Annotated in this window: 19 protein-coding genes; 14 read left to right on the plus strand and 5 right to left on the minus strand. The window is 67.7% G+C overall.

The features are described from left to right. Nucleotides 1–79 precede the first annotated feature (79 nt). The 10 genes from hemE (at nucleotide 80) to hemL (ending at nucleotide 11,224) form a co-directional block, all read left to right on the plus strand. Complete coding sequence (hemE, locus tag AC1DRE_RS03560; protein ID WP_476983366.1) at nucleotides 80–1,201, plus strand: uroporphyrinogen decarboxylase; 1,122 nt, start codon at nucleotides 80–82, stop codon at nucleotides 1,199–1,201. A 4-nt stretch (nucleotides 1,202–1,205) separates the two neighbouring features. After that, a complete protein-coding gene (hemG, locus tag AC1DRE_RS03565) occupies nucleotides 1,206–2,735 on the plus strand; it encodes a protoporphyrinogen oxidase (protein WP_476983367.1) in 1,530 nt (509 codons plus the stop codon). A 54-nt stretch (nucleotides 2,736–2,789) separates the two neighbouring features. Beyond that, nucleotides 2,790–3,692 carry a hypothetical protein gene (locus AC1DRE_RS03570; RefSeq protein ID WP_476983368.1) on the plus strand — a complete coding sequence of 301 codons (903 nt, stop codon included), beginning with the start codon at nucleotides 2,790–2,792 and terminating at the stop codon, nucleotides 3,690–3,692. A gap of 128 nt (nucleotides 3,693–3,820) precedes the next feature. Further along, a complete protein-coding gene (gene hemQ, locus AC1DRE_RS03575) occupies nucleotides 3,821–4,522 on the plus strand; it encodes a hydrogen peroxide-dependent heme synthase (RefSeq protein WP_104172197.1) in 702 nt (233 codons plus the stop codon). After that, nucleotides 4,519–5,790, plus strand: coding sequence for a ferrochelatase (locus AC1DRE_RS03580; RefSeq protein WP_476983369.1), 1,272 nt, complete (start codon nucleotides 4,519–4,521; stop codon nucleotides 5,788–5,790). Before hemQ ends, AC1DRE_RS03580 begins: the two co-directional genes overlap by 4 nt. Then, nucleotides 5,787–6,785, plus strand: a complete 999-nt coding sequence (gene hemC / locus AC1DRE_RS03585) for a hydroxymethylbilane synthase (protein ID WP_364119540.1) — start codon at nucleotides 5,787–5,789, stop codon at nucleotides 6,783–6,785. The genes AC1DRE_RS03580 and hemC overlap by 4 nt, the downstream gene beginning before the upstream one ends. An 18-nt stretch (nucleotides 6,786–6,803) precedes the next feature. Further along, nucleotides 6,804–7,733, plus strand: a complete 930-nt coding sequence (locus AC1DRE_RS03590; protein WP_476983370.1) for a uroporphyrinogen-III synthase — start codon at nucleotides 6,804–6,806, stop codon at nucleotides 7,731–7,733. After that, nucleotides 7,730–8,710 carry a porphobilinogen synthase gene (hemB, locus tag AC1DRE_RS03595; protein WP_476983371.1) on the plus strand — a complete coding sequence of 327 codons (981 nt, stop codon included), beginning with the start codon at nucleotides 7,730–7,732 and terminating at the stop codon, nucleotides 8,708–8,710. Before AC1DRE_RS03590 ends, hemB begins: the two co-directional genes overlap by 4 nt. Further along, complete coding sequence (locus AC1DRE_RS03600; protein ID WP_476983372.1) at nucleotides 8,710–9,867, plus strand: LLM class flavin-dependent oxidoreductase; 1,158 nt, start codon at nucleotides 8,710–8,712, stop codon at nucleotides 9,865–9,867. Before hemB ends, AC1DRE_RS03600 begins: the two co-directional genes overlap by 1 nt. Nucleotides 9,868–9,880: 13 nt before the next feature. Continuing rightward, nucleotides 9,881–11,224 (plus strand): glutamate-1-semialdehyde 2,1-aminomutase, encoded by a 1,344-nt coding sequence (hemL, locus tag AC1DRE_RS03605; protein ID WP_476983373.1) that lies wholly within the window; start codon nucleotides 9,881–9,883, stop codon nucleotides 11,222–11,224. A 105-nt stretch (nucleotides 11,225–11,329) separates the two neighbouring features. Here hemL and AC1DRE_RS03610 read toward each other — a convergent pair whose 3' ends face one another. The 4 genes from AC1DRE_RS03610 to AC1DRE_RS03625 all read right to left on the minus strand — a co-directional run bounded on the left by AC1DRE_RS03610 (nucleotide 11,330) and on the right by AC1DRE_RS03625 (nucleotide 15,093). Next, entirely contained in the window at nucleotides 11,330–12,172 is an 843-nt protein-coding gene (locus AC1DRE_RS03610) for a MetQ/NlpA family ABC transporter substrate-binding protein (protein WP_476983374.1), read from the minus strand. A 144-nt stretch (nucleotides 12,173–12,316) separates the two neighbouring features. Then, on the minus strand, nucleotides 12,317–12,988 hold the full coding sequence (locus tag AC1DRE_RS03615; RefSeq protein WP_104172205.1) for a methionine ABC transporter permease: 672 nt from the start codon (nucleotides 12,986–12,988) through the stop codon (nucleotides 12,317–12,319). Then, entirely contained in the window at nucleotides 12,985–14,034 is a 1,050-nt protein-coding gene (locus AC1DRE_RS03620) for a methionine ABC transporter ATP-binding protein (protein ID WP_476983375.1), read from the minus strand. The genes AC1DRE_RS03615 and AC1DRE_RS03620 overlap by 4 nt, the downstream gene beginning before the upstream one ends. Before the next feature lie 297 nt (nucleotides 14,035–14,331). Continuing rightward, a complete protein-coding gene (locus tag AC1DRE_RS03625; RefSeq protein WP_476983376.1) occupies nucleotides 14,332–15,093 on the minus strand; it encodes an exonuclease domain-containing protein in 762 nt (253 codons plus the stop codon). A gap of 143 nt (nucleotides 15,094–15,236) precedes the next feature. On the opposite strand from AC1DRE_RS03625, the gene AC1DRE_RS03630 reads away from it, so the two are divergent. The 3 genes from AC1DRE_RS03630 to AC1DRE_RS03640 all read left to right on the plus strand — a co-directional run bounded on the left by AC1DRE_RS03630 (nucleotide 15,237) and on the right by AC1DRE_RS03640 (nucleotide 22,746). Next, entirely contained in the window at nucleotides 15,237–15,653 is a 417-nt protein-coding gene (locus tag AC1DRE_RS03630; RefSeq protein WP_476983377.1) for an MGMT family protein, read from the plus strand. 74 nt (nucleotides 15,654–15,727) lie between these two features. Further along, entirely contained in the window at nucleotides 15,728–19,078 is a 3,351-nt protein-coding gene (locus tag AC1DRE_RS03635) for an ATP-dependent helicase (protein WP_476983610.1), read from the plus strand. Next, nucleotides 19,075–22,746, plus strand: coding sequence for an ATP-dependent helicase (locus AC1DRE_RS03640; RefSeq protein ID WP_476983378.1), 3,672 nt, complete (start codon nucleotides 19,075–19,077; stop codon nucleotides 22,744–22,746). The genes AC1DRE_RS03635 and AC1DRE_RS03640 overlap by 4 nt, the downstream gene beginning before the upstream one ends. Here the strand turns inward: AC1DRE_RS03640 and AC1DRE_RS03645 are convergent. After that, complete coding sequence (locus AC1DRE_RS03645; protein WP_476983379.1) at nucleotides 22,718–24,052, minus strand: macrolide 2'-phosphotransferase; 1,335 nt, start codon at nucleotides 24,050–24,052, stop codon at nucleotides 22,718–22,720. The genes AC1DRE_RS03640 and AC1DRE_RS03645 overlap by 29 nt on opposite strands. A 176-nt stretch (nucleotides 24,053–24,228) precedes the next feature. Between AC1DRE_RS03645 and nudC the strand changes: the two genes are divergently transcribed. Beyond that, the gene (gene nudC / locus AC1DRE_RS03650; RefSeq protein ID WP_476983380.1) at nucleotides 24,229–25,320 is read left to right on the plus strand and encodes an NAD(+) diphosphatase; all 1,092 of its coding nucleotides are present in this window, start codon (nucleotides 24,229–24,231) and stop codon (nucleotides 25,318–25,320) included. Nucleotides 25,321–25,360 lie beyond the last annotated feature (40 nt).

Genomic DNA, 25,360 nt, shown 5'->3' on the forward strand with positions numbered 1-25,360 from the left:
CGCCACGGGCGGCCGTAACGGTCTCCGGGTGACAGGCTGTCGTTATCTTTTGCAGGCGAATTTAGGGACAATCGGAGTCATGACTTCAAGCGCTGCAACCTCTGACGGCACGGTGTCCGCCGTTCCGTTCTCCGCCGGCACCCTGGATGCAGGGCACCCGCTGATGGACGGCCGTACTGCTGATTCGCCGCTCATCACGGCCTACCGCGGCGGCAAGCCGTCCCGCCGCCCCGTCTGGTTCATGCGCCAGGCCGGCCGTTCCCTGCCGGAGTACCTGAAGGTGCGCGAAGGCGTTGCCATGCTGGACTCGTGCCTGCGCCCGGAGCTTGCCTCGGAGATCACGCTGCAGCCCGTCCGCCGGCATGACGTTGACGCCGCCATCTTCTTCTCGGACATCGTCATTCCGCTGAAGCTCGCCGGTGTGGGCGTTGACATCGTTCCGGGCGTGGGTCCGGTCCTGGACAAGCCCGTCCGCACCGCCGAGGATGTCGCCGCGCTGCCGGAGCTGACCTGGGAAGCGCTGGAGCCCATCCGCGAAGCCGTCCGGCTCACCGTGGCCCAGCTTGGCAAGACGCCCCTGATCGGGTTCGCCGGAGCGCCGTTCACCCTGGCTGCGTACATGGTGGAAGGCAAGCCCTCCCGCGACCATCTCGGCCCGCGGACCCTGATGCACGCCGATCCCGAAACCTGGAACGCCCTGGCCAACTGGGCCGCAGACGCCTCGGGCATGTTCCTGCGCGCCCAGCTGGAAGCCGGTGCCTCCGCCGGCCAGCTGTTCGATTCCTGGGCAGGCTCACTGGGGCTGGCCGACTACGAACGCTTCGTGGCCCCCGCCTCCGCCCGCGCCCTGGACCACGTCCGGCACCTGGGTGCGCCGCTGATCCACTTTGGTACCGGCACGTCAGAGCTCCTGGTGGCAATGCGCGACGTCGGCGTCGACGTGGTTGGTGTTGACTACCGGCTTCCCCTCGACGAAGCCAACCGCCGGCTGGGCGGCACCGTCCCGCTGCAGGGCAACATCGATCCCGCGCTGCTGTCCGCCCCCTGGGCGGTCCTCGAAGCCCACGTCCGGGAGGTCATCAGGGCAGGGTCCGCTGCGCCCGGCCACGTCCTGAACCTGGGCCACGGCGTGCCGCCGGAAACCGACCCCGCCGTGCTGACGCGCGTCGTCGAGCTTATTCACTCGATTTCCCCGGAGTAATACGGTGAGCGCAGCCACGCCGGAACCGTCCGTACAAGCGGCCGTAGTGGTGGGCGGCGGCATCTCCGGCCTGCTCGCGGCGCTGGAGCTTGCCAAGGCCGGCCGGGACGTCACGGTCCTGGAGGCCGGCGACGCCTGGGGCGGCTGCGTGGGCAGCCATGTGGTGGGCGGCCTGACACTGGACAGCGGGGCGGAATCCTTCGCGACGCGCTCCAGTGCCGTCGCAGACCTCGCGGCCGAACTCGGCATCGCCGGCAACATCGTGGCGCCCCACCCGGGCGGCGCATGGGTCCAACTCCCCGAAGGCGCCCGGGAACTCCCTAAGACCGGTGTCCTGGGCATACCCGCCAACCCGTGGGACCCCGAAGTGCGCCGGACCCTCGGGCTGGCAGGATCGCTCCGTGCTTCCCTGGACAGGTTCCTGCCCGCCGCCACGGGAACCCGTGCAGCGGTCACCAGCGTCTCGGACCTGGTCCGCGCCCGGATGGGCCGCCGCGTCCTGGAACGCCTCGTCGCGCCGGTGGTGGGAGGCGTGCATTCGGCCGATCCCGCGTTGCTCGACGTGGACATGGTGGCGCCCGGGCTCCGCGCCGGAATCCGGACCCACGGCTCCCTCGCAGCGGCTGTCGCCGCCCAGCGGCGGGGCGGCACGGCTCGGCAGGATCCCGCGGTCGGTGGCAGCAGGCCCGCAGCGCAACCCGCCAAAGCAGGATCCGCCGTCGCAGGTCTTCAGGGCGGCATGCACACCCTGGTCACCGCCCTCGTGGCCGAATTGCGTCAGCGTGGCGTGAGGCTGCTGGACAGTACCCGCGCCGACGCAGTGGCTAGGACGGCCGGAGGCTGGCGGGTCTCCGCGGGGGAGCGGACGTATGAAGCCGCCCTGCTGGTGGTGGCTCTTGACGGCCCGTCCGCCGTCGGGCTGATGCAGGAGTCAGTACCGGCCTTGGCCGCGTACCGGCCGGGCGCCGGTCCGGATGTAAAGCTTGTGACACTTGTTGTTGACCTTCCCGAACTGGACCGCAGGCCCCGGGGAACGGGCATCCTGGTGGCTCCGCAGACTCCCGGCGTGCAGGCCAAGGCGCTGACCCATGCCACCGCCAAATGGGACTGGCTGGCGGCTACGGCCGGGCCCGGCACGCATGTTGTCCGGTTGTCGTACGGCCGGGGTGAGGTCATACGGGCCGGTAAACCCCACGCCCGCCGGGCGGATGCCGGACTGTCACTTGACGCCGGAGCAGGTGCCGGTGACCAGCAGCTCCTTGACGCCGCCTTACGGGATGCGTCGGCGCTCCTGACCGTACCTGTCACGGCCGATGACCTGCTCGACTGGGACGTCGTCAGCTGGGGCGGGGCGCTTCCCTTCGCCGCCGTGGGGCACCGCCAGCGGGTGGCCGATGTCCGCCGCGTCTGCGCCGGCGAAGGAACCCTGGTGATGGTGGGCGGCTGGCTGGCGGGCAACGGCCTGGCCGCCGTCGTGGCCGACACGAAAAGGCAGCTGGCGGACCTCCTTCATTACCCCGCGAGTACCGCGTGAAAGGCGTCTTCGCAAGTTTCTAATGCCGCGTAATTCTGGCTAGTGTCGATGACTATGGTCAATCAGAAGTCCGAAGAAACTCGAACGCTGACTGGTTTCCATGGGGGTCTTCGGCGCGGCACGGCAGCAGCGGCGCTCGGAGCGGTACTAGTCCTTTCCGCAGGTGTTCCTGCATCCAATGCTGTGTCCCTCGTTCCGGCTCCGGACACCACAACCGACGGCGCAGCCGCCACCACCTCCGTGGGGGCGGGTGTTCCCTTGTTGGACGCCGTAGCGTCCGTGGTCCTGCGGCCAAAGCCTGAGCCCTCCGACTCGCCCGACCCCGGCACCGGCAGGCCGACGCGGCCCGGATACCGGACCCAGCCCGCCCCGTCACCGACTCCGACGACCGAGCCGGCCTCGCCCTCACCGACCACCCCGACATCGCCTGCCCCGTCGCCGTCCGAGGGGACCGTGTCGCCGTCGGGAACTCCTTCACCGTCCCCCACGGGCGGCGCGGCAGCTCCGTCCACCGATCCCACCCAAACGCCCGGTTCGCCCGCGCCCGCCTCCGGAGCGGTTCCCGCCGCACCGTCTTCAGCGCTTCCCGGCACGGCGGCCCCGGCCGCCCCCGGAACAGGAGCAACTGCTCCCGGCACGGCCGCTGGCGCCCAGGGACCGGCCGGCGCATCGCAGTTGCCGGCCGGCGGCAAGGCCACCGGCCCCGCTTCGGCGGCTCCGGCGTCCGCCTGGAGCACCACCAACAGGTTCGGTCCGACCAACATGGCCACCCTGACGTCGGCGGGCGTCATACCGCTGTCCGGCCCCGGCTACGGGGTGTCCAGCGCGCCTGTCATGCGCTCTGCCGTGAGCGTTTCGCCCATGGGCGACGTCTCGCCGCAGGTGTGGTGGGGCGCCGGGCTCGTGGCACTGGCATGCGCCGCGGGGGTTGCCTACGTCCGGATGCGCCGGGTCTGAGGTTGCTGCCTGCCGATCACCGGGCGGGCGCAGCGCAGTTTCGGTCGTAATGTGAAATTAAGCACTTCTACACGTTGTAGAAGTACTCGGTTTCGACTTAGCTGCATGGAAGGGGCAGACTGGTAGCTATGAGCCACACTTCTGCCGAATCTGTCACTAAAACCGAAGAATCAGCCGAGCAGTTCTTCACCCTCTGGACCGTGTTCAAGCGCTCCGCCGACGTCCTGCGCAGCGCCGACGCTGCCGAGGACTTTGACGCGCTGATCGCCCGCCTGGCAGAGGCCGGTGTGGTCCTCCGGGGAAGCTACGACGTCTCGGCCATGCGTGCGGATGCGGACATCATGGTGTGGCTCCACGGTCCCAAGCCCGAGGCCCTGCAGCAGGCGGTCCGCGACATCCGCCGCAGCAAGCTCTTTGCCGGCACGGAAATCGTCTGGTCCGCCATGGGCGTGCACCGTGAAGCGGAATTCGCGAAAAACCACACCCCGGCTTTCTCCCGAGGCGTGGAACCCGCCGAATGGCTCTGCGTTTACCCGTTCGTGCGCTCGTACGAGTGGTACCTGCTGCCGGACGCCGAGCGCGGCGCCATGCTTCGCGACCACGGCATGCTGGGCCGCGAATTCCCGCAGGTCATCTCGAACACGGTGTCCTCATTCGCCCTGGGCGACTGGGAGTGGATCCTCGGCCTGGAGGCCCCCGAACTGGTGGACCTCGTAGACCTGATGCGCCACCTGCGCGCCACCGAGGCCCGCCACCACGTCCGTGAAGAAATCCCGTTCTACACCGGCCGGCGGGTCACCGCCGCCGAGATCGCCGAGGTCCTTGCATGAGTGCGCTTGAGTCCCCGGCTTCGGTGACTGCCGTCAACCCCGTCACCGAAGCCGGCCGGATGGCTCCGAAAGAGTACGACGCCGTCCTCCTTGCCTCCTTCGGCGGCCCCGAAGGCCAGGACGACGTCATCCCGTTCCTCCGCAACGTCACCCGCGGACGCGGAATTCCGGACGAACGGCTCGAAGAGGTCTCGCACCACTACCGCGCCAACGGCGGCATCAGCCCCATCAACCAGCAGAACCGCGACCTCAAGGCGGGAATCGAAGCGGAGCTCTCAGCCCGCGGCATCGAGTTGCCCGTGTTTTGGGGCAACCGCAACTGGGATCCGTATATCCCGCAGACCCTGCAGGACGTGTACGACGCCGGCCACCGCAAGGTGCTGATGGTCACCACGAGCGCATACTCCTGCTACTCCAGCTGCCGCCAGTACCGCGAAGACATCGGCATGGCACTGACCGAGACCGGCCTGGACGGGAAACTGGAAGTGGACAAGGTCCGCCAGTACTTCGACCACCCGGGCTTCGTGGAGCCCTTCGTAGACGGCACCGCAGCCGGGCTTGCCGACGTCCGCGCCCAGCTGGGCGCAGCCGGCACGCCTGACGCGCCGGTCCACATCCTGTTCGCGACACACTCCATTCCGACGCGCGACGCCGAAGCCGCCGGACGTTCCGAGGGTGAGCCACGCCAGTTCGCTGAAGATTCGGCCTACGTTGCCCAGCATCTGGCAACCGGCGCCGAGGTCATCCGACGGGTCGAGGAAGAATCCGGGCTGACCGCACCGTGGTCGCTTGTGTACCAGTCGCGCTCCGGGGCGCCGCACGTTCCGTGGCTCGAACCGGACATCAACGACGCCATCGAGGAACTCGCTGACCAGGGCGTCAAGGGAATCGTTATCGTCCCCCTGGGCTTCGTGAGCGACCACATGGAAGTTGTCTGGGACCTGGACACCGAAGCGATGGAGACCTGCCGGAACTTCGGCATCGCCGCCACCCGGGTCCCCACACCCGGCACGCACCGCAAATTCGTGGGCGGCATTGTGGACCTGATCTGTGAGCGCACTGCCGCGAACAACATCGCGGACCGGCCGCACGTGACCGCGCTGGGCCCCTGGTACGACGTTTGCCGTCCGGGCTGCTGCTCCAACTTCCGGGGCGAGAAGCCCACCATCGCGGGGGCCGACACCACCGTGGGCACCGGCCATGACGATTACGCCTCGGACTCGCCGGCCGGCCCGGCTGCACCGGCGGCGGGACAGGAAGCCCTGTGACCGTCCGTATCGGGACGCGCGCCAGCAAGCTGGCGCTCACCCAGACCCAGCAGACAGCGGACCAACTGGCCGCAATCGGCGGTTTCCCGGTGGAACTGGTCCACATCAGGACCGACGGCGACGTCCTGACAGGCTCGCTGTCGCAGATGGGCGGCACAGGCGTGTTCGTAGCGGCGCTGCGCGATGCCCTCCTGCGTGACCAGTGCGACGTCGCCGTGCACTCGCTGAAGGACCTGCCCACCGGAGCCGCGCCGGGACTGACCCTGGCTGCGACGCCGAAGCGCGTTGACGTCCGGGACGTGCTCTGCGCGCGCGACGGCTTCAAGCTGGCCGACCTCCCGCAAGGCGCCCGGGTGGGAACCGGCTCCCCGCGCCGTGCAGCGCAGCTTCGGGCTGCCCGCCCGGACCTGGACATCGTGGACATCCGCGGCAACGTGGACACCCGCCTCGGCCGCGTTCCCGGCCTGCCGGGCAATGCCACCGATGCAGTGGTGGCAGGAAAATCCTGCGACCTCGACGCCGTCGTTCTGGCGGCCGCCGGCCTGGAACGCATCAGCCGGCTGGACGCTGTCAGCGAATACCTCGAAACGGACGTGATGCTTCCGGCCGCCGGCCAGGGGTCGCTCGCCATCGAGTGCCGCACCGCTGACGCACCGCGGAAGCCCGGATCCACCGAGGGCTCCCAAGGGCCGCTGGCCCAGGCCCTCGCGGCCCTGGACGACACGGACACCCGGCTTGCGGTCACAGCCGAGCGCGCGCTGTTGGCACGGCTCGAGGCCGGCTGCGCCGCCCCCGTGGGAGCCTACGCCTTCCGCAAGGGAAGCATGCTCTACCTGGAGGCCGTGGTCTGCGCCGTTGACGGCAAGGCCTCGGTCCGCGACAAACGGGCCACGGACGGCCTCACTGAGGTGGGCGCCACGCTGCTGGGCATCGAGCTGGCCGAGGTGCTGCTGGCGGCCGGAGCCGCCGACATCGCGGACCTTGCCGCGTCCTGACCCGGCGGACCCCGGCACATGATGGGACGGCGCAGCGCCCGCCGCACGGAGGGCCAACCCGGCCTCCGGGTGCTTGAGGGCGCCCGCGTCCTGGTCACGCGGAGCCCGGACCGGGCCGTGTCCCTGGTCGCCGCGCTGCGCGAAACCGGGGCCGAACCGCTGCTGCTTCCGCTCATCGACTTCGAACGGGCCCGCGACCAGCATTCCCTGGAGGTCGCCTTTGACGCCCTGGGCGCGGGCGCCTACAGCTGGCTGGTCATCAGCAGCGTAACGACCGTCCAGGCGCTCGAAGAACTTGCCCGGGATCGGGGCGTCACGCTGAGCCAGTGGCTGCCCGGCACGGTCCGGGTCGCTACGATCGGCCCGGCCACGCGCCGTGAACTGGAAGGACGGGGAATCCCCGTCGACCTGGCCCCGGCCAGGCTCCAATCCGGAGCAGGCCTCCTCGACATCTGGCCGCCGGGCCACGGCAGCGTGTTCCTGCCGCAGGCGGACATCGCGGACGGCAGGCTGGCCGAAGGGCTGCAGTCGCTGGGTGCCAGTGTTCAGGCCGTCACCGCGTACCACACCGTGGACTATCCGGCGGATCCGGCCCGCAGCTTCAGCCCCGACGGCAGCGCTGCCGCTGTGCCGCCGCGGGCTGCGGTGCTTACCCCGGCCGAAGCGAAAGCCGAGCTTGCCGCCGGACGGCTCCACGCCGTCGTCGCCGCTTCACCCAGTGCCGCACAGCGCATCCACGCCGGCTTCCCGCCGCTGGGCGACTGCCGGTTCGTGGCGATCGGGCGTTCAACGGCCGCGGAGGCGGAACGGCTGGGACTGCCGGTTGCCGCCGTCGCCGAACAACCCACAACGTCGGGCCTGGTCTCCGCCGTCATCGAGGCGCTGGCTCCAGGACATTCCACATCACCATCGCCCGCCCCCGAGAACTACGTGAAGGACAGACCATGAGCTTCCCGACCCACCGCCCCCGCCGGCTCCGCACCACCCCGGCCATGCGCCGGATGACTGCTGAACACCGGCTGGCTGCTCCGGAGCTGATCCTTCCCGCCTTCATCCGCGAGGGGCTCACGGAACCCAATCCGATCGCCTCCATGCCCGGCGTGGTGCAGCACACCACAGATTCCCTCAAGCGGGCGGCGGCCGAGGCCGTGGAGCTGGGCGTCGGCGGCATCATGCTCTTCGGCATTCCGGCCGCACGCGATGCACGCGGCACCGCGTCCCTGGACCCCGACGGCGTGCTCAACAAGGCCATCCGGGACGTCCGCGCCGAAGTGGGCGACGAACTCGTGGTCATGAGCGACGTCTGCCTGGACGAATTCACCGACCACGGGCACTGCGGCGTGCTCGACGCCGACGGCTACGTGGACAACGACGCAACGCTGGAAATCTACGCCGCGATGGCCGTGGCACAGGCGGACGCGGGCGCGCACATGCTTGGACCGTCCGGCATGATGGACGGCCAGATCGGCGTGATCCGGCAGGCGCTGGAAGACGCGGGGCACACCAACACGGCCGTGGTGGCCTACGCCGCCAAATACGCGTCAGCCTTCTATGGCCCGTTCCGGGAAGCGGTCGATTCGCAGCTCAAGGGAGACCGCCGCACCTACCAGATGGACGCCGCCAACCGGCGCGAAGCCATCCTCGAGGTGGAGCTGGACCTGGCCGAAGGCGCGGACCTGGTGATGGTCAAACCCGCCATGAGCTACCTCGACATCCTCGCCGACGTCGCGGCCATGAGCACCGTTCCGGTCGCCGCCTACCAGATCTCGGGGGAGTACTCCATGATCGAGGCGGCTGCCGCCAATGGCTGGATCGACCGCCGGGCGGCCATCACCGAGTCCGTGCTGGGCATCAAGCGCGCCGGCGCCAACATGGTGCTGACCTACTGGGCGTCCGAGCTTGCCGGCTGGTTAAAGGAGTCATGATGAGCGAGGCGTCCCTCCCGGGAACCGGGAGTTCCGCAGCCCCCGCGGCTGCAGCCGACACCGCCGCCGTGGCCACCCCCGGCGCCGGCCCCACAGCGCCCGTCGGGCCGGGGAAGGTCCTGCTCGGCCTGAACACCTTCGGCGACGTCGGCGTGTACCCGGACGGGCACCCGGTGCCGCATGCGCAGGTGCTACGGCAGCTGCTGGAGCAGGCGGAGCTGGCGGACGACGTCGGACTCCACGCCTTTGGCGTGGGGGAGCACCACCGCAGGGACTTCGCCGTCTCGGCCCCCGAGGTGTTTCTGGCCGCCGCCGCGGCCAGAACCAAGCACATCAGGCTCGGATCCGCCGTGACCGTGCTCAGCTCCGATGACCCTGTCCGCGTCTTCCAGCGCTTTTCCACCGTTGATGCCATTTCTGAAGGCCGCGCCGAAGTCATGCTGGGGCGCGGCTCCTTCATTGAATCCTTCCCGCTGTTCGGCCTGGACCTGGCGGACTACGAGGTCCTGTTCGAGGAAAAACTGGAACTCTTCGACAAGGTCCGCACCCAGAAGCCGGTCCATTGGGAAGGACGGACCCGCCCGCCCCTCAGCGGGCTGAGCGTCTATCCACCGCTGGAGCACCACCTGCTGCCGGCCTGGATCGGAGTTGGCGGCACCCCCGAATCCGTGCTCCGGTGCGCCGAGTACGGCTACCCGATCATCTTCGCCATCATCGGCGGCCAGCCCCGATCCTTCACCCCGCTCGTCAACCTGTACCGCGAGGCGATGGCGAAATACGGCCATCCGATGCAGCAGATCGCCACCCATTCGCCGGGCCACATCGCCGACACGGACGAGGCCGCCCGCGAGGAGCTCTTCCCGCACTGGCTGGCGCAGCGCAACCGGATCGGAGCCGAGCGCGGCTGGGGTCCGGCCAGCAGGGCGGAGTTCGATGCCATGTGCGGACCGGAAGGTGCCCTCTATGTGGGGTCGCCCGAGACAGTGGCGCAGAAGATCGTCCTGCTGAAACGCAACCTGGGGGTTGACCGCTTCGACCTCAAATACGGCAATGGCACGCTTCCGCATACCGCCATGATGCGCTGCATCGAACTGTTTGGCACCGTGGTGGCACCCCGGGTGGCGGAGCTCCTGTCCGGGCACCATCCCGCAAACTGAAAGAATAGGAACCATGACTTCCAGCTCTCCTCGCAATGAGGAACTCTTCGACCGTGCACGCCAGCTCATGCCGGGCGGCGTCAACTCACCCGTCCGGGCCTTCGGCTCCGTGGGCGGGACCCCGCGGTTCATGGTGTCTGCCAAGGGCCCGTACCTGACGGATGCAGACGGCGCCGAGTATGTGGACCTCGTGTGCTCGTGGGGTCCCGCGCTGCTGGGCCACGCCCACCCGGCTGTCCTCCAGGCAGTCCACGCCGCCGTGGACCGCGGACTCTCCTTCGGCGCATCGACGCCGGATGAAGCCAACCTGGCCGCGATCGTCAAGGAACGCGTGCCTGCCGCTGAACGCGTCCGGATGGTGTCCACGGGCACCGAAGCCACCATGACCGCCATCCGCCTGGCCCGCGGCTTCACCGGACGCGACCTGGTCATCAAGTTTGCCGGCTGCTACCACGGCCACCTCGACGGACTCCTGGCCGCGGCCGGGTCAGGCGTGGCCACGCTGGCCCTGCCCGGTTCGGCCGGAGTCACCGCGGCCACTGCCGCCGAGACCCTGGTGCTGCCCTACAACGACCTCGCCGCGGTCGAAGCCGCGTTCGCCGCGCACGGCAGCAACATCGCCGCCGTCATTACGGAGGCGGCTCCGGCCAACATGGGTGTGGTCACGCCCGGCGAAGGCTTCAATGCCGGCCTTTCGCGGATCACCCGCGAACACGGCGCCCTGCTCATCGTGGACGAAGTCCTTACGGGCTTCCGCACCGGCTACTCGGGCTACTGGGGCCTCACCGGCGGCGCGGCAGACGCTGCCGAGCCGTGGACGCCGGACCTGCTGACGTTCGGCAAAGTGATCGGCGGCGGCATGCCGACGGCGGCCCTCGGCGGCCGGACCGACATCATGGAATACCTGGCGCCGCTGGGCCCTGTTTACCAGGCGGGGACGCTGTCCGGAAACCCGGTGGCCATGGCTGCCGGCGTCGCCACCCTGACCCATGCCACCCCCGAGGTGTACTCGTTCATCGACGCCCGCTCGCTGGAGCTGTCCGCTGCACTGTCCTCGGCTCTGGACGCAGCCGGTGTTGACCACTCCATCCAGCGGGCTGGCAACCTGTTCTCGGTGGCCTTCGGCACCTCGGCCCGCGGCGTCCACAACTATGAGGATGCCCAGGGCCAGGAAGTGTTCCGTTACGCGCCGTTCTTCCACTCCATGCTGGACTCCGGCGTCTACCTGCCGCCGTCGGTCTTTGAAGCCTGGTTCCTCTCGGCAGCACACGACGACGCCGCCATGAACCGGATCTTCGACGCGCTCCCGGCTGCCGCCAAGGCCGCCGCTGCGGCAGCCGTACCCGCCGGGCTGTAACGGCTCAAAACAGAAATCCCCGCCTCCCGGACGAATCCCCGCTAAAAGCGAGGGGGAAACGTCCGGGAGGCGGGGATTTTTTGCTACAGCTGTGTAGCGGAAGGCTTAGAAGGCCACCGTCACGTCACCGTTCGGCCATTCCTTTTCGATGAAGGCCTTGACCTCGGGGGAGTGCAGGAGTTCGTCGAGCTTCTTGATCCGGACGTCATCCTTGGAATCCTCGCGCCAGGCCAGGAAGTTCGCGTACGGGTTGTTTTCCACGGACTCCACAGCGAGGGCGTCCTTGGTGCTCAGGCCCGCCTTGAGGATGAAGTTGCCGTTGATCAGCGCAAGGTCCACCGAGGGGTCCTTGAGGTCGTTGATCAGCAGTTCGGGCTGGTTTTCGGAGAACTTGAGCTTCTTGGGGTTCTGCTCGTCGGTGAGGGTCAGCACGGACGTATCGTCCTTGATGTCCTTCACGAGCCCGGCCACCTGGAGGACCTTGAGCGCCCGGACCTGGTTGGACGGGTCGTTCGTGATGGCAACCTTGGCGCCGTCCTGAACGTCCTTGATGTCCTTGACCTTCTCGGAGAACGCGGCGTACGGCTCGATGTGGACGCCTTCGCCGTGGCCGAACTTGTAGCCCTTGGTCTTCACCTGGTCTTCGTACCAGGGAAGGTGCTGGTAGTAGTTCGTGTCCAGCGAGCCGTCGCTCAGTGCGGTGTTCGGCGTCTGGTAGTCCTCGATCTCCTTGATGTCCAGCTTCAGGCCGGCCTTCGGGGCGAGGTCCTGGTTGATGAACTCCAGGATCTTTGCCTGCGGCACCGGGCTGGCACCGACGGACAGGGTCACGGGATTGGCGGGGTCAAGCGTCTTGACGTCGGCGCTGGGGCTGGACGAACCGCCGCAGGCCGTCAGCGCCAGTGCGGCGGCAATACCGGTGGCCAGAAGGGAGAGTGATTTACGCATCTGATGCGTTCCTTTCGAATTGCTGGGAGTTCGACGGCGGGCTTGCGCCCGGCGCCGTCTCCGGCATAGATGCAGCCGGCGGCTACCTGCTGCGGTGAAGATTGCCGTGGGCCGTTGAATAACGGCTTAGCGGTGGCGGTTGGCTTAGCGGTGGTCCAGGCTGCGGGAGATCCATTCGCCGACCAGTTGGATGACCTGTACCAGGACGATGATCAAAACAATGGTGACGATCATGACCGTGACATCGAATCGCTGGAAGCCGTAGTTGTACGCCAGCTTCCCGAGTCCTCCGCCGCCCACCAGGCCTGCCATGGCCGAGTATCCGACCAGCGTGACCACGGTCGTGGTGGTGGCCGCCACGAGGGCGGGAAGCGATTCGCGGAGCATCACTTTGTTGATGACCTGCATTTTGGTGGAACCCATGACCTGGGCGGCGTCGATCTTCCCGTGATGGACGTCCCGGAGACATGTTTCCACCAGGCGGGCGAAGAATGGGATGGTGCCGATGGACAGCGAGACCGACGCCGCGATAGGGCCGAGGCTGGTGCCGGTGAGCAGGCGGGCCAGCGGAATCAGCGCCACCATCAGGATTGCGAACGGGATGGACCGGGTGATGTTGACGATGACGTCGCTCATGATCCGGTTGGTGACGGGCATTGGACGGAGACCGCCCGGAGCCGTTACGTGCAGGAAGACGCCGAGGGGCAGGCCCACCAGCACCGTAAAGAAGGCCGAGATTCCGACCATCTGCAGGGTTTCAATGATTGCTTCGGGGAGGGCTTTGGCCAGGACGGGGTTGCTGAAGATGTCGTTCATGAGGTCCTTCCCGTCACGTCGTTCAGTTCAGCAGCATCGCCGGGCGCTGTTTTGGTCTCGGCCAGCTTCGCGCCTATTCCTCGCTGGTGGAGGTAGGCGAGGACGGCGTCGTAGTCTGCATTTTCGGCGAGCTGTACACGCAGGTGCCCGAACTGCTGGCCGCCCAGTGTCTCGACGCTGCCTGCCAGGACGTTGAGGTCGATGTCGAAGTGCCGCGCAAGGCCGGTAAGGACAGGTTCCTTGGCGTTGTCTCCGGCGAACAGGATTTCCAGGACGGGACCGCCCTGGAGTGCGCCATGCAGGGGCTCTGATGCCGGCAGCGGCAGGAGCGCCTTGGCCAGTTTGCTCTCGAGGTCGCCCGCCACGTCCTGCAGCGCCCCGTGCTCGATGATGCGGCCCTTGGACAGCAGGGACACCGAGTCGCAGACGCGCTTAACGACGTTCATCTCGTGCGTGATGATGAGCACGGTGAGCTGCAGGCGCCTGGTGAGGTCCTGGATGAGGTCGAGGATTTCGTCCGTGGTCGCCGGGTCCAGGGCAGAAGTGGGTTCGTCGCACAGCAGGACGTCGGGGTCGGCGGCCAGGGCGCGGGCAATGCCCACGCGCTGGCGCTGGCCACCGGAAAGCTGGGAAGGGTAGGCGTTTTCGAACCCTTCGAGGCCCACGAGGGACAGCAGTTCCGCAACCTTGGACCGGATCTTGTCCTTCGGCGTCTTGACGAGCTCCAGGGGGTGCGCCACATTGCCCGCGGCAGTGCGGGAGTCCATGAGGTTGGCATGCTGGAAAACCATACCGATGCGGCGTCGTGCCGCACGTATTTCGGAGTCCCTGACAGAGCTGAGCTCGGTGCCGTCAATGCTGACTGACCCGGCTGTCGGACGATCGAGCAGCGTGAGGCACCGTACCAGGGTCGATTTTCCGGCGCCGGAATGGCCAATGATTCCGTGAATGGAACCTTTGGGAACGGAAAGGGTGACGCCGTCGAGGGCCACCACTTCCTTTTTCCCCTGGCGGTAGACCTTTCGAAGGTCAGTAACTGTGATCATTTATCCTCAGGAGGTTGGCCTCGGGCAGGGCATAGCACAAGCACGCTTTTGAACTTAATTATGTCAGCGAAGCCACTGGCGAGTCACTTCCGCATAATGTTCGGCGTCAGGCCTGAATGGCTGCACTATATTGCCGCCGGGCTCATCCGGGTTGTTGCTAGTGCGGTCTCACAGCGACATGGGAAATTGCGCTGGCCAGCCTTGGTATCCTGCGAGCCCCCTGAAGCGTGTGATCCTCATCCCAGAGTGCCGAGCACTGGGAGCCTTTCCCGCTGGGGTCCTGCCGCGGGTTGGGGGCTAGAAGTCGCCCCTGCTGGCGTCTTCAGGCGGGAGCACCGGCCAGTCACCTTCGATCACGGCGGCGGGCTTGGTCTTGCGGAGGTAGGTCTGGAAGTCCGCCGCCTGCGTCGCTGCCCAGCCGACCTGCAGCTGGTGCAGCTGGCCCGCAGGCATCCGGAGCTTGGGAAACTTTCCGGCCATAGCGTCCAGCATCCGGAGCGTGGCGAGGGCGTCCGCAGCGGACGTGTGGGCGTTATCGAGGTTGATCTTGTACTCCTCGCAAAGGGCGGTCAGCGTTCTTTTGCCCTTGCGGTACCGGTCCACCTGCTTGTTCATGATGTAGGGATCCAGAACCGGGAAGCGGTTCAGCTGCGGAATGCCGTACCGGGCCGACTCGGCGGCCAGCACCGTGAAGTCATAGCTGGCATTGAAAGCGATCACGGGAACACCGTCGTCGAACAGGCCCTGCAGCACCGCGGCCAGCTCGCGCGTGACCTCCGCGGCCGGACGGCCGTCCTGCCTTGCCTTTTCGGTGGTCACGCCATGGACTTCAATGGCTTCCGCGGGGATCTCGACTCCGGGATCCGCGAGCCATTCGTGCTCCTTGACGACACTGCCCTCGGCATCCACCACAGTGACAGATGCGGTGACGATCCGGGCGGCACGCGAGTTGCGGCCGGTGGTTTCCAGATCGAAGGCTGCCCGGGGCCGTTGGTCCCAGGTGGCCGTGATGTTAGAGATGCTGGTGTTCGAGATGGTGCTGGTGATCGAGGAGCTCATGTTTCAAAGCTACCTGCTGCCACAGACAGTTTTGTGCCAGGCCGCTGGCGTGCCGCCCGCCTCCCACAGGGGCTGCGGTCCAGCGTGGGATCGGGTCCCTGTTCCGGAGGCGGGCCCCTGGGGGAAACCGTTAAGCTGGATTCATGCGCACGGAGTATGTCGAGGCGGTGCTCGCCCTGGTTGAGCTCGTCCCTCCGGGAGCCGCGGTTGCCTACGGGGATGTCGCCGAGCTCCTCGGCTCCGGCGGTGCACGGCAGGTCGGTTCCGTGATGAGCCACCATGGCAGCGGCGTTCCGTGGTGGCGCGTATTGAGGGCGAACGGCGAGGCGCCCCAGGGGCTCGAAGCCGAGGCCCTGCAGTTCTACGTCCGCGAAGGGACCCCGCTCCTTGGCCGCTACCAGGACTTCCTCCGGACCGGCGAAGGACGCTGGCGCGTGGACCTTATGGCAGCCCGCTGGGCCCCAGAAGACGGTGACTTTGACCTCATCGACGCAATCGCCGAGAGGCTGGAGCTGCGGCTCCATAAAATGTCGGCCCCGGATGATGAAATGACTGTGTGACAGTTACCTTCGACTCTTCCGGAATCCGTGCAGGCCAGCAGCCAGCCAAACATCCCCTCCAGCAAACAGCTCAGCTGACGGCGGCACGGCACGGGGGATCAGCCGCCGGCCTCAGGCTCCTGCCTCCCCGGCAGGTGCACAGCGTGGTCCCGGTACTGTCACTGGACCAGCAAGCGGCCGTCGATGTGCCGCACGGATCCGGCCCTGTCCTGGTTCCCGGAGCCCCGGGGACAGGGAAGTCCACCGTGCTCATTGAAGCAGCCGTACGCAGGGCCGAGCGCGACGGCGTGGATCCGGAACGGATGCTGGTCCTGGCGCCAAGCCGGCTTGCCGCCGATTCCCTCCGGGACCGCTTCACCGCCCGGCTCAACAGGAGCCTCAGCACCACCCCTGCCCGCACCTGGGCCTCCTACGCCTTCGATCTGATCCGGCGAGCCAAAGCCGAAGGCATCCTGCCGCTGCCACGGCCGCCGCGGCTTCTCTCGGGACCCGAGCAGGATCTCATTATCAAGGAACTTCTCGAAGGCCACGCCCTGCCTGGCCTGGAGCTGCCGTGGCCAGATGATCTGGGGGCCGCGCTGGAAACACGCGGTTTTCGCCAAGAGGTACGCCAGCTCTTTGACCGGATCATCGAATCCGGCCGGACACCCGATGACCTTGTGGCTTTGGCACAGCAGTGCAGCCGCCCGGACTGGATTGCGGCCGCCGCGCTGTACGCCGAGTACCGGGACGTGCTGGACCTGCGGATGCCGGAGGCTTTCGACCCCGCCGGGATCATCACGGCGGCCCGCCAGATTTTCCAGGACGCCCCGGAATTCCTGGCCGCCGAGCGGGACCGCCTGCAGCTGATCCTCGTTGACGACATTCAGGAAGCCAATCCGGCTGTGTTCGAGCTGCTGGCGGACATCGCGGCGGGCAAGGACGTGTACGTGACGTCGTCGCCTGACACAGTGGTCCAGGGGTTCCGCGGAGCCAGGCCCGATCTCACGGCTGAGTTGCCGCACCTCCTTGCTCCTGCTGGCATCGCCGACGCCGGCCCGGGGGACGGGGACGGCAAGGACGCCGTCCTGGAGCGGCCGCTCTGGGTGACCCACCGCCATCGTCCCGCCGTTGCCGAAGCCTGGCTGTCCGTTGCAGGACGAATCTCGCAGCGGGCAGGCGGCCAGTCAGCCCGCCGGCTGGAAAGTGCAGGCTCAGCGGAAGGGCTGCCGGCCCGGTCCCATGCCGCCGAAGACGGCATTGTTGAGGGCCACATCCTTCCATCCCCGGTCCACGAACTGCGGTATGTGGCGCAGCGCATTCTGGATGCGCACCTGAACCATGGCCGGGAGCTTGGCGACATCGCCGTGATCGTTCGGAACGGCGGGCAGCTGAATCAGCTGCAGCGGCACCTGGCCGGCCACGGCATCCCCGTGCGCGTTCCGGTGGCCGAATCGGCCGTCCGCGACGAAGTGGCGGTCCGGCCCTTGCTGGACGCCTATGCCGTGGCATTGGACCCTGCGGTCCTGACGCCGGAATCCGCAGTCTCGCTGCTGACCTCCCGAATCGGCGGAGCGACGTCCATCGAGTTGCGCAGGCTGCGGCAGTCGCTGCGCCGCGAGGAGATCCTCGGCGGCGGAGGCCGCACCAGCGATGCCCTGCTCGTCGAATCGCTGCTCGAGCCGGGCGCCCTGGCCACCATGGGGATCGAGGGCCACTCCGCCCGCCGTGTCGCCCGGATGATCCAGGCCGGGCAGGCGGCTGCGCGCGAACCGGGCGGAAATGCGGAAACCGTGCTGTGGGCGCTCTGGAACTCCACCGGGCTTGCCGGGCGGTGGACTGAAGCGGCATTCGCAGGTGGAGCGTCGGGGGCCAGGGCAGACCGCGACCTGGACGCTATGATGGCCCTGTTCCACACGGCCGAACGCTATGTGGACCAGTTGCCGGGTTCAGGGCCGGACCAGTTCCTTGAGTATTTGCTCAGCCAGGAGCTGCCCATGGACACCCTGGCGGCCCGGGCACAGCTGGAGGACGCCGTGGAACTCATGACGCCCGCCAGTGCAGCAGGACGCGAATGGCCCGTTGTCATTGTTGCGGGGCTGCAGGAAGGAGTCTGGCCCAACACCAGGCTCCGGGGGGAGCTCCTCGGCAGCACGCTGTTCGCCGACGCCGTGGAGCACGGTGTGGACCACGCCCTGCAGCTCGGACCCATCAGCAGGTTGCGGGAGATCCGCTATGACGAACTCCGCAGCTTTTCCACGGCCGTCTCCCGTGCCCGTGAAGTGCTGATCTGCACCGCCGTCTCATCAGAGGACGAGCAGCCCTCCTCTTTCCTCGACTACGTTGCACCGCTGCATCCAGGGCAGGACCGTCGGAGTTTCACCCCCGTGGAACGGCCGCTGACCCTCCGTGCCCTCGTGGCCGAACTCCGCCAGTACGCCCAGCTGGACGGCAGGTACGCTGCCGAATCGATCGAAGCCGCCAGGGTACTTGCCGGCCTTGCCGCAGTTGAACCGTCCGTACCCGGTGCCCATCCCGATTCGTGGTGGGGGCTTGCGCCGCTCTCTTCCGCGGAGCGGATTGTGCCGCCCGGAGGGACCGTGTTCGTCTCACCGTCCAAGGTGGAAACCGTCCAAAAGTCGCCCCTTGACTGGTTCATCCAGGCTGCCGGCGGGGAAGCCGCCACCGACTTCGCGAGGAGCCTGGGGACCCTGGTCCACGCCATTGCCCAGGACCTGCCGGATGCTTCCGGGGCGGAATACGTGGCAGAACTCGTCAGGCGGTGGCCGACGCTCGGCATGAAGGACAACTGGGAAGGCAAGCTGGATTTCCAGCGGGCCGAAGCCATGGTCCGGAAGCTGGCCCAGTACATCCTCGTCATGCGCAGTGAGGGCAGGGCCCTTGTCGGCGTCGAACGGGACTTCGAAGTGAAGCTGCCGGACATCGTCGATGACCCGCAGCCCGGCACGGAAGCGCCGGCAGGAGCAGACGCTGAACCCGCGGTGAGGTTTTCGGTGCTCCGCGGACAGGTGGACCGGCTGGAGATCGATTCCGAAGGACGCCTGGTGATCGTGGACCTCAAAACGGGCAAGCGCCAGCCGTCCAAGGCCGAGCTGTCCCGTCATCCCCAGCTGGGCGCATATCAGGCCGCAGTGCTGGCCGGCGGGTTCACTGAGCCGGGCACACCGGCCGGCGGTATTCAGCCGGGAGGGGCTGTATTGGCCCAGCTTGGCACCAGCAACAAGAGCCCCGGCATCCAGGTCCAGGAGCCGTTGGACGGCCCCGGCAACTGGGCGCTCGATATGGTGGACGAGGCCGCGCAGCTTATGTCCGGCAGCCATTTCGAGGCGCGCCATGATCCGGCAAAGTCAGGCCACGGCGGCCATGGCTGCCGGCTGCCCGAAGTCTGTCCCCTTTGTCCGCGCGGAAAGCAGGTAACCGAATGACGACGCCCCACGACGTCCCGGCCCCCCGTTTTTCCCCGGAAGAGCTGACTGCCATGCTGGGCGAACGCAACAGTCCCACCGCTGAGCAGTCCGCCATTATTTCCTCGCCGCTTACTCCGCGGCTGGTGATTGCCGGGGCAGGATCCGGCAAGACCGCCACGATGGCAGACCGCGTTGTATGGCTCGTTGCCAACGGTTGGGTCCGGCCGGAAGAAGTCCTCGGTGTCACCTTCACGCGAAAGGCTGCCGGTGAGCTGGCCAGCCGGATCCGGGCCAAACTGGCGGCCCTCCAACGCATTGCCGCGGAGGACACGCACCACACGATTTTTCCGCCAGGCCTGCTCAGCGAGGATGCCTTGGAACCCAAGGTTTCCACGTATCACTCCTACGCCAGCGGCATCGTGTCCGACTACGGGCTCCGCCTCGGCGTCGAACGTGATGTTGTGCTCCTGGGCGGAGCGCAGGCGTGGCAGCTGGCCAGCGAAGTCGTGGAGGCTTTCGACGGCGAATACGAGCACTTCCGCGCTGCCAAATCCACCCTCGTGAAAGCAGTCATCCAGCTCGCCGGAGAGTGCGCTGAACACCTGCGGGATCCCCGCGAGGTGCAGGCCTGGCTGATGGACCGCGTCGCCGAATTTGAATCCCTGCCCTACATGGCCGGAGCCAAAAAGAACCCGACGCAGGCCGCCGGGGAACTTGCCGCGCTGCTGCGCACGCGGGCCAGCGTCGCCGAAATGGTGGGCCGGTACTCGGAAGCCAAACGGGTCCGCGGCGCGCTGGACTTCGGCGACCTCGTGGCCCTCGCCGCGCGGGTCGCCAGCGAGATCCCGTTGGCCGCCGAAGTGGAACGCCAGCGGTTTAAGGTGGTGCTTCTGGACGAATTCCAGGACACCTCGCATGCCCAGCTCGTCCTGTTCTCCAGGCTCTTCGGCGGCGGCCACGCCGTGACGGCAGTGGGCGATCCCAACCAGTCGATCTACGGGTTCCGGGGTGCCTCTGCCGGCCAGCTCTTCCACTTTGTCCGGGAATTCCCGGTCCTGGTGGGCGAGACAGGGAACGGGGCCGACGCCGCGGACGCCGGTCCGGCGGAAACCGGGCACGGCGAAGGGCCGTCCCGCGGTCCTTTCACGGTGGCGCCAACGTCATACCTGACAACCGCCTGGCGCAACGGGCGGAACATCCTGTCCGCGGCCAACGTCATCTCAGCGCCGCTGAGCGCCGCTGCCGCCCGGACCGGTCCGGCGGGGGAACGCGAGTCAGGGGATTCTGTGGAGGTCCCGCCGCTGCAGCCAAGCCCCGCAGCGGCCCAGGGGAAGGTCGTCATCGGGCGCTTCGCGACGGACGAGGACGAAGCCAAAGCCATCGCGTCGGACGTTTTGCGCTACCGTGTCACGGACTTCGAGGACACCGCCGGCGAGGACCGGATTCCTCCGGCCATGGCAGTCCTCTGCCGCCGGCGTGCACAGATGGAATGCATCCGGCGTGAGTTCGAGGTACGCGGTATCCCCTACGAGATTGTGGGCCTGGGCGGGCTCCTGGACACCCCCGAGATCGTGGATCTCGTCGCGACCCTGCGGGTCCTGGCGGATCCGGGCCGTTCGGACTCCCTCATGCGGCTGCTGGCCGGGGCGCGCTGGCGAATAGGTCCCTCCGACCTCATGGCCTTCCGGGACTGGTCTTCATTCCTCGCGCGGCGCCGCGGCCGTCCGGAGGCGGACGGGGATGAAGCCGACGACGCCGACACTGCCGTTATCGAGAGCGACATCACCGATTCGCCGAGCCTCGTGGAAGCCCTGGACTGGCTGCCGCGGGAAGGCTGGACGTCGGCCCACGGCCGCGCGCTGAGCACGGAGGCGCTGAACCGGCTGCACGCCCTTTCGTCAGAACTCCGGCAGCTCCGGGGTTTTATGGGTGATGACCTCACCACCCTGCTGGGCGAAGTGGAGCGGGCCATGCTCCTTGACATCGAAGTGGCGGCCCGTCCCGGCATCAGCATCCATCAGGCCCGGAGGAACCTGGATGCATTCCAGGATGCCGCGGCAGGGTTCCTCCACACCTCGCACCGTGTTGACGTCCTGGCTTTCCTGGCCTGGCTGGAGGCTGCGGCTGCGGAGGAGGGCGGCCTGGACGTCGCCGCCCCGGACGTCAACCATGAAGCCGTCCAGCTGCTGACCGTGCACGCGTCCAAGGGCCTGGAGTGGGACGTTGTGTTCGTTCCGGGGCTCAACGCCGGTGCGTTTCCGAGCAGCCGGGATTCGCGCTGGAGCAGCGGCAGCGCCGCCCTGCCGTGGCCGCTGCGCGGGGACCATGCCGATCTGCCGCAGTGGGACCTGGACCAGCCGGATCAAAAGGGCTGGCTGGACGCGGAGAAGGACTTCAAAGCGGATGTCCAGGCTCACGGCGAGGCAGAGGAACGCCGGCTCGCCTATGTTGCCTACACCCGGGCGAAATTCGTGCTGTCGGTCTCCAGCGCGGCCTGGGTCGGGTCCCGGGCCGGAATGGCGGACATGTCGCCGTTCCTGTCCGAGCTGGCGCCCCTCGCCGGGGTCGGTCGCCCGGGTGCCGACACAAACGGGCCCGGGGATTCCCTGCCCGCCGAAGGGCTGGTTGAAGAACCGCAGGAGCTCGCCGCCGTCGTGCATGCCGCCTCTGTGGAGGAGGCGTCGCTGCCGGCCGAAAGTCCTTTGACCCAGGACCTCGAACTGGCGCTGTGGCCGTATGATCCGCTGGAGGGGCCCGCCGATCCGCGCACCGGGACCAGGCTTAGGCTGGTCCCGGGACGGCGGGCCGCCATGGAACTGGCTGCCGCGCGGGTCCGCGGAACCTTGGCCGCCGGTGCCATGGAAGCCGCCGGTGCCGCGGATGCCGCGGGTGACGCCGAAGGAACGGGTGACGCCAAAGCGGCGGCCGCCGGGCACGAAACCCGGCAGCTTCGCAGCGTCGCCGCCAATTGGGCCCACGAAGCGGCCCTATTGCTGGAACGCCGCTTCCGGCGGGCCACCGTGCAGGATGTCCACCTGCCCGGCCACATCTCCGCGTCAACCTTTGTGGATCTGGGCGACGATCCCGGATCCGTGCTGGCGCGGCTGCGCCGGCCGGTTCCCAGGGAGCCGGGGATGTCGGCACGCAAAGGCACGGCATTCCACGCCTGGGTGGAGGAATACTTCGGCACCGCAGGCATGCTGGACCTGGACGAGGCCCCCGGTTCGGACAACCACATTGATGAGGCCTACGGGCTGGACTCGATGGTGGAAAGATTCCGGAACTCGGAGTGGGCCCACCGCGCACCGGCCCATGTCGAGGTTCCGGTCGAGACACGCATCGGTGACGTCGTGGTGCGCGGCCGGATCGATGCCGTGTTCCGGGACGCCGACGGCGGCTGGGACCTGGTGGACTGGAAAACCGGCCGCCGCCCCGCTGCGGGACAGCTGAAGGTGAAGGCAGTCCAGCTGGCGGTCTATCGTCTTGCCTGGGCCAGGCTTAAGGGAGTCCCGCTCGACAACGTCCGGGCAGCGTTCTACTACGTCGGTGAAAACCAGGTGGTCCGCCCCCACGACCTTGGCACGGCCCAGCAGCTGGAGGACATCGTGACAGCGGCCCTTGCGGGAACCACCGCCATGGCCAAGGCAGCCGCGTCGGCTAGTGGGACTTTGCGTCCACTATCTTGAGGGCCGCCGTGGACGTGTCATCCGCTGAAAGCGCGGCCGGGGGAGTGATCCGGTTTCCTCCGTCGGCCGCGCGGGCGGTTCCGCTGTCCCCGCCTGCTTCGTGGGCCGCATCGACTTCGCCGGACCTTTCGGCCGGGGCGCCGCGTTCAGCGTTCCCCGGAGCCACTGACTCCCGGCTCGGCGGGGCCGGGACCGCATCGACCGGGATCGGTGCCACGTGCACTGACGGCATGGCATCCGCCGACGGGGCGCCGGACAATCCCGAAATCTGCTCTGCGGCGAGCGCTGCGGGGGGCACACCGGTGGGACTCGAGTTTTCACCCTGCGGCACCGGTTCCACATGCACTGCCGGGACAGTTTGCGGCAAAGGTTCCACGCTGATGGGCTGTCCGCCGTGCTCCGTGATGTCTTCAGCCAGCGAGGCGAGCATGTCTTCAGCTTCGGCGATCATTGCCTGGTCCCCGGCAGCCAGTCCCTTCACCAGGTACTGGGCCAGCGCAAATTCGGCGGAGAGGGCTGCACGGCGCAGCAGATGCGCGTCCGGTGCGTCCCTGCGGCTCGACGTGTAGTGGCGGAGCACCGAGTCGACGAAGCTTTGCTCGTTGGAGGCAACCAGCCAGGCCATGTCGTCGGCGGGATCCCCGATGCGCAAGTCGGTCCACCCGGTCACGGCAGTCACCCGTTCGCCCTCCACCAGGAGGTTGTCCTCGTGCAGGTCGCCATGGACCACGCAGGGATTGAAGCGCCACAGCGAGACGTCCTCCAGGGCATGTTCCCACCGGCGCAGCAGCACAGGGGGGATCTTGCCGGTGGTTGCGGCCTGGTCGAGTTCGTTGAGCCTCCGCTGCCGGAACTCATTGGGGGTGTAGCTGGGGAGATCGGCATTGCTGACGAGGGCCTGGGGCAGGTCGTGAATGGCAGCCAGAGCGGCGCCGATCTCCTTCGCCAGTCCTTCCGAACCGGCTGTCAGCTCTTCGACGCTGCGCGTGGTGCCCGCCAGGTGTGAGTAAACGAACGTGCTGAGTGCACCCTGCCGCACCGTGCCCGCCACTGTGGGCATGAGGAAGGGCAGCTCGGCCCTGACTCCCGGGGCAAAGGCACGAAGGACCATGAACTCCGTTTCCAGGCGGGCGCTTGCCTCGGCGTGGCGGGGCGAACGGACCCGCCACTGCTTGCCCTCGGAGTCCAGGAGAAGTGCCGAGTCGAAGTCCGCCGGATCGTCGGGAGCCGAGCTCACGGCGGTGGGCGTCAGTCCGGGGACTGCCGCAGTTGCTACAGCTGCCAGTTCGATCGGTTTTCTTCTCACGCATCCACGGTAGATTGACTGGCGCCCAAGACGGCGATGTACTACGGCGAGTCTCCAGATCGGGACGATTTACCTTGCAATTTCCGGTGCCGGCGATGCCGGAGAACGGCTTCCCGGGGCATCAGCGGCGGCCGGAGCAAATGTCAATTGTCTTCCCGAGTCAGTACGGTGGGTACATGAGTCTTGCGGAGTCCCCGGCAGCCCAAAATAAGGCAGAACAAAATAAGGCGGCAGAAAGTGCGGCCCCGGGCAGTGCGGCCCCGTTGAAGCGGCTACCGGCAAACCACCTGATGGACACGGTCCTTCCCGTTCGTCCCGCGCTGATTGACCGCGGGTCCGGCGCCCGGATGAAGCCGGGCATGGTTGAATCCGTTGTCAGCTCCGGAAGGGCGCTGGCCATGGTCCTCTCGCACCGGCAGGCCCTCGTGCGCGGCGACAGCCTGCTGCTGACGGAAGCCGCGGGTCTCGCGGAGAACCTTGGCGAGGCCGGACTGCCGCCGGCAATGATCATTTACCTCGGTTCCGCGCTGGGCAGCTCGGACGTGGAGGAAGGTACGGACATCGTCCTCTTTGTCCTCGAAGAACCTTTTGAGGTCCGGGCGGAGCAGTTTGAACGCGGCATCGCCGGAATCCCCGCAGACGCCGTGTGGACGGGGTTCCGCGACGTTGCTGCCCGCCTGAATGCCACCGATACGGCCCTCTTTGTCGAGGCCAGCGCGATCGCCAACTGGCATGCCACCCACGTGCACTGTCCTCGGTGCGGAGCGGCGACGCTTGTTGAGGCCGGCGGGTGGGTCCGCAGGTGTCCGGCAGACAACTCCGAACATTATCCCCGGACCGACCCCGCCATCATAGTGACGGTCGTCGGACCCGATGACCGCCTGCTGCTGGGCGGCGGCGGGCCACTCGATGCGAAGAACTACTCCACGCTGGCCGGTTTCGTGGAACCGGGTGAGTCGCTCGAGCAGGCGGTCGTTCGCGAGATCCAGGAGGAAGTGGGTGTCCGGATTACGGCAACCCAGTACCTTGGTTCGCAGTCATGGCCGTTTCCGGCCTCCCTGATGCTCGGGTTCACGGCGAGGACACCCGATACCGAGGCAACGCCCGACGGCGTGGAGGTCACCAGGGCGCGATGGTTCAGCCGGGCGGAACTCCAGGACGCCGTGCTGAGCGGGGAAATCGTCATCTCCAGCAGGCTCTCCATTGCCCGGTCACTGATTGAGCACTGGTACGGCGGCGTCATCCAGGACCGGCCCGCCAACGAATGACCCCTCCGCGCGCAGCGGACCCCCACCACCTGACCCACCG

Source organism: Arthrobacter sp. P4_H3 (assembly GCF_056400885.1).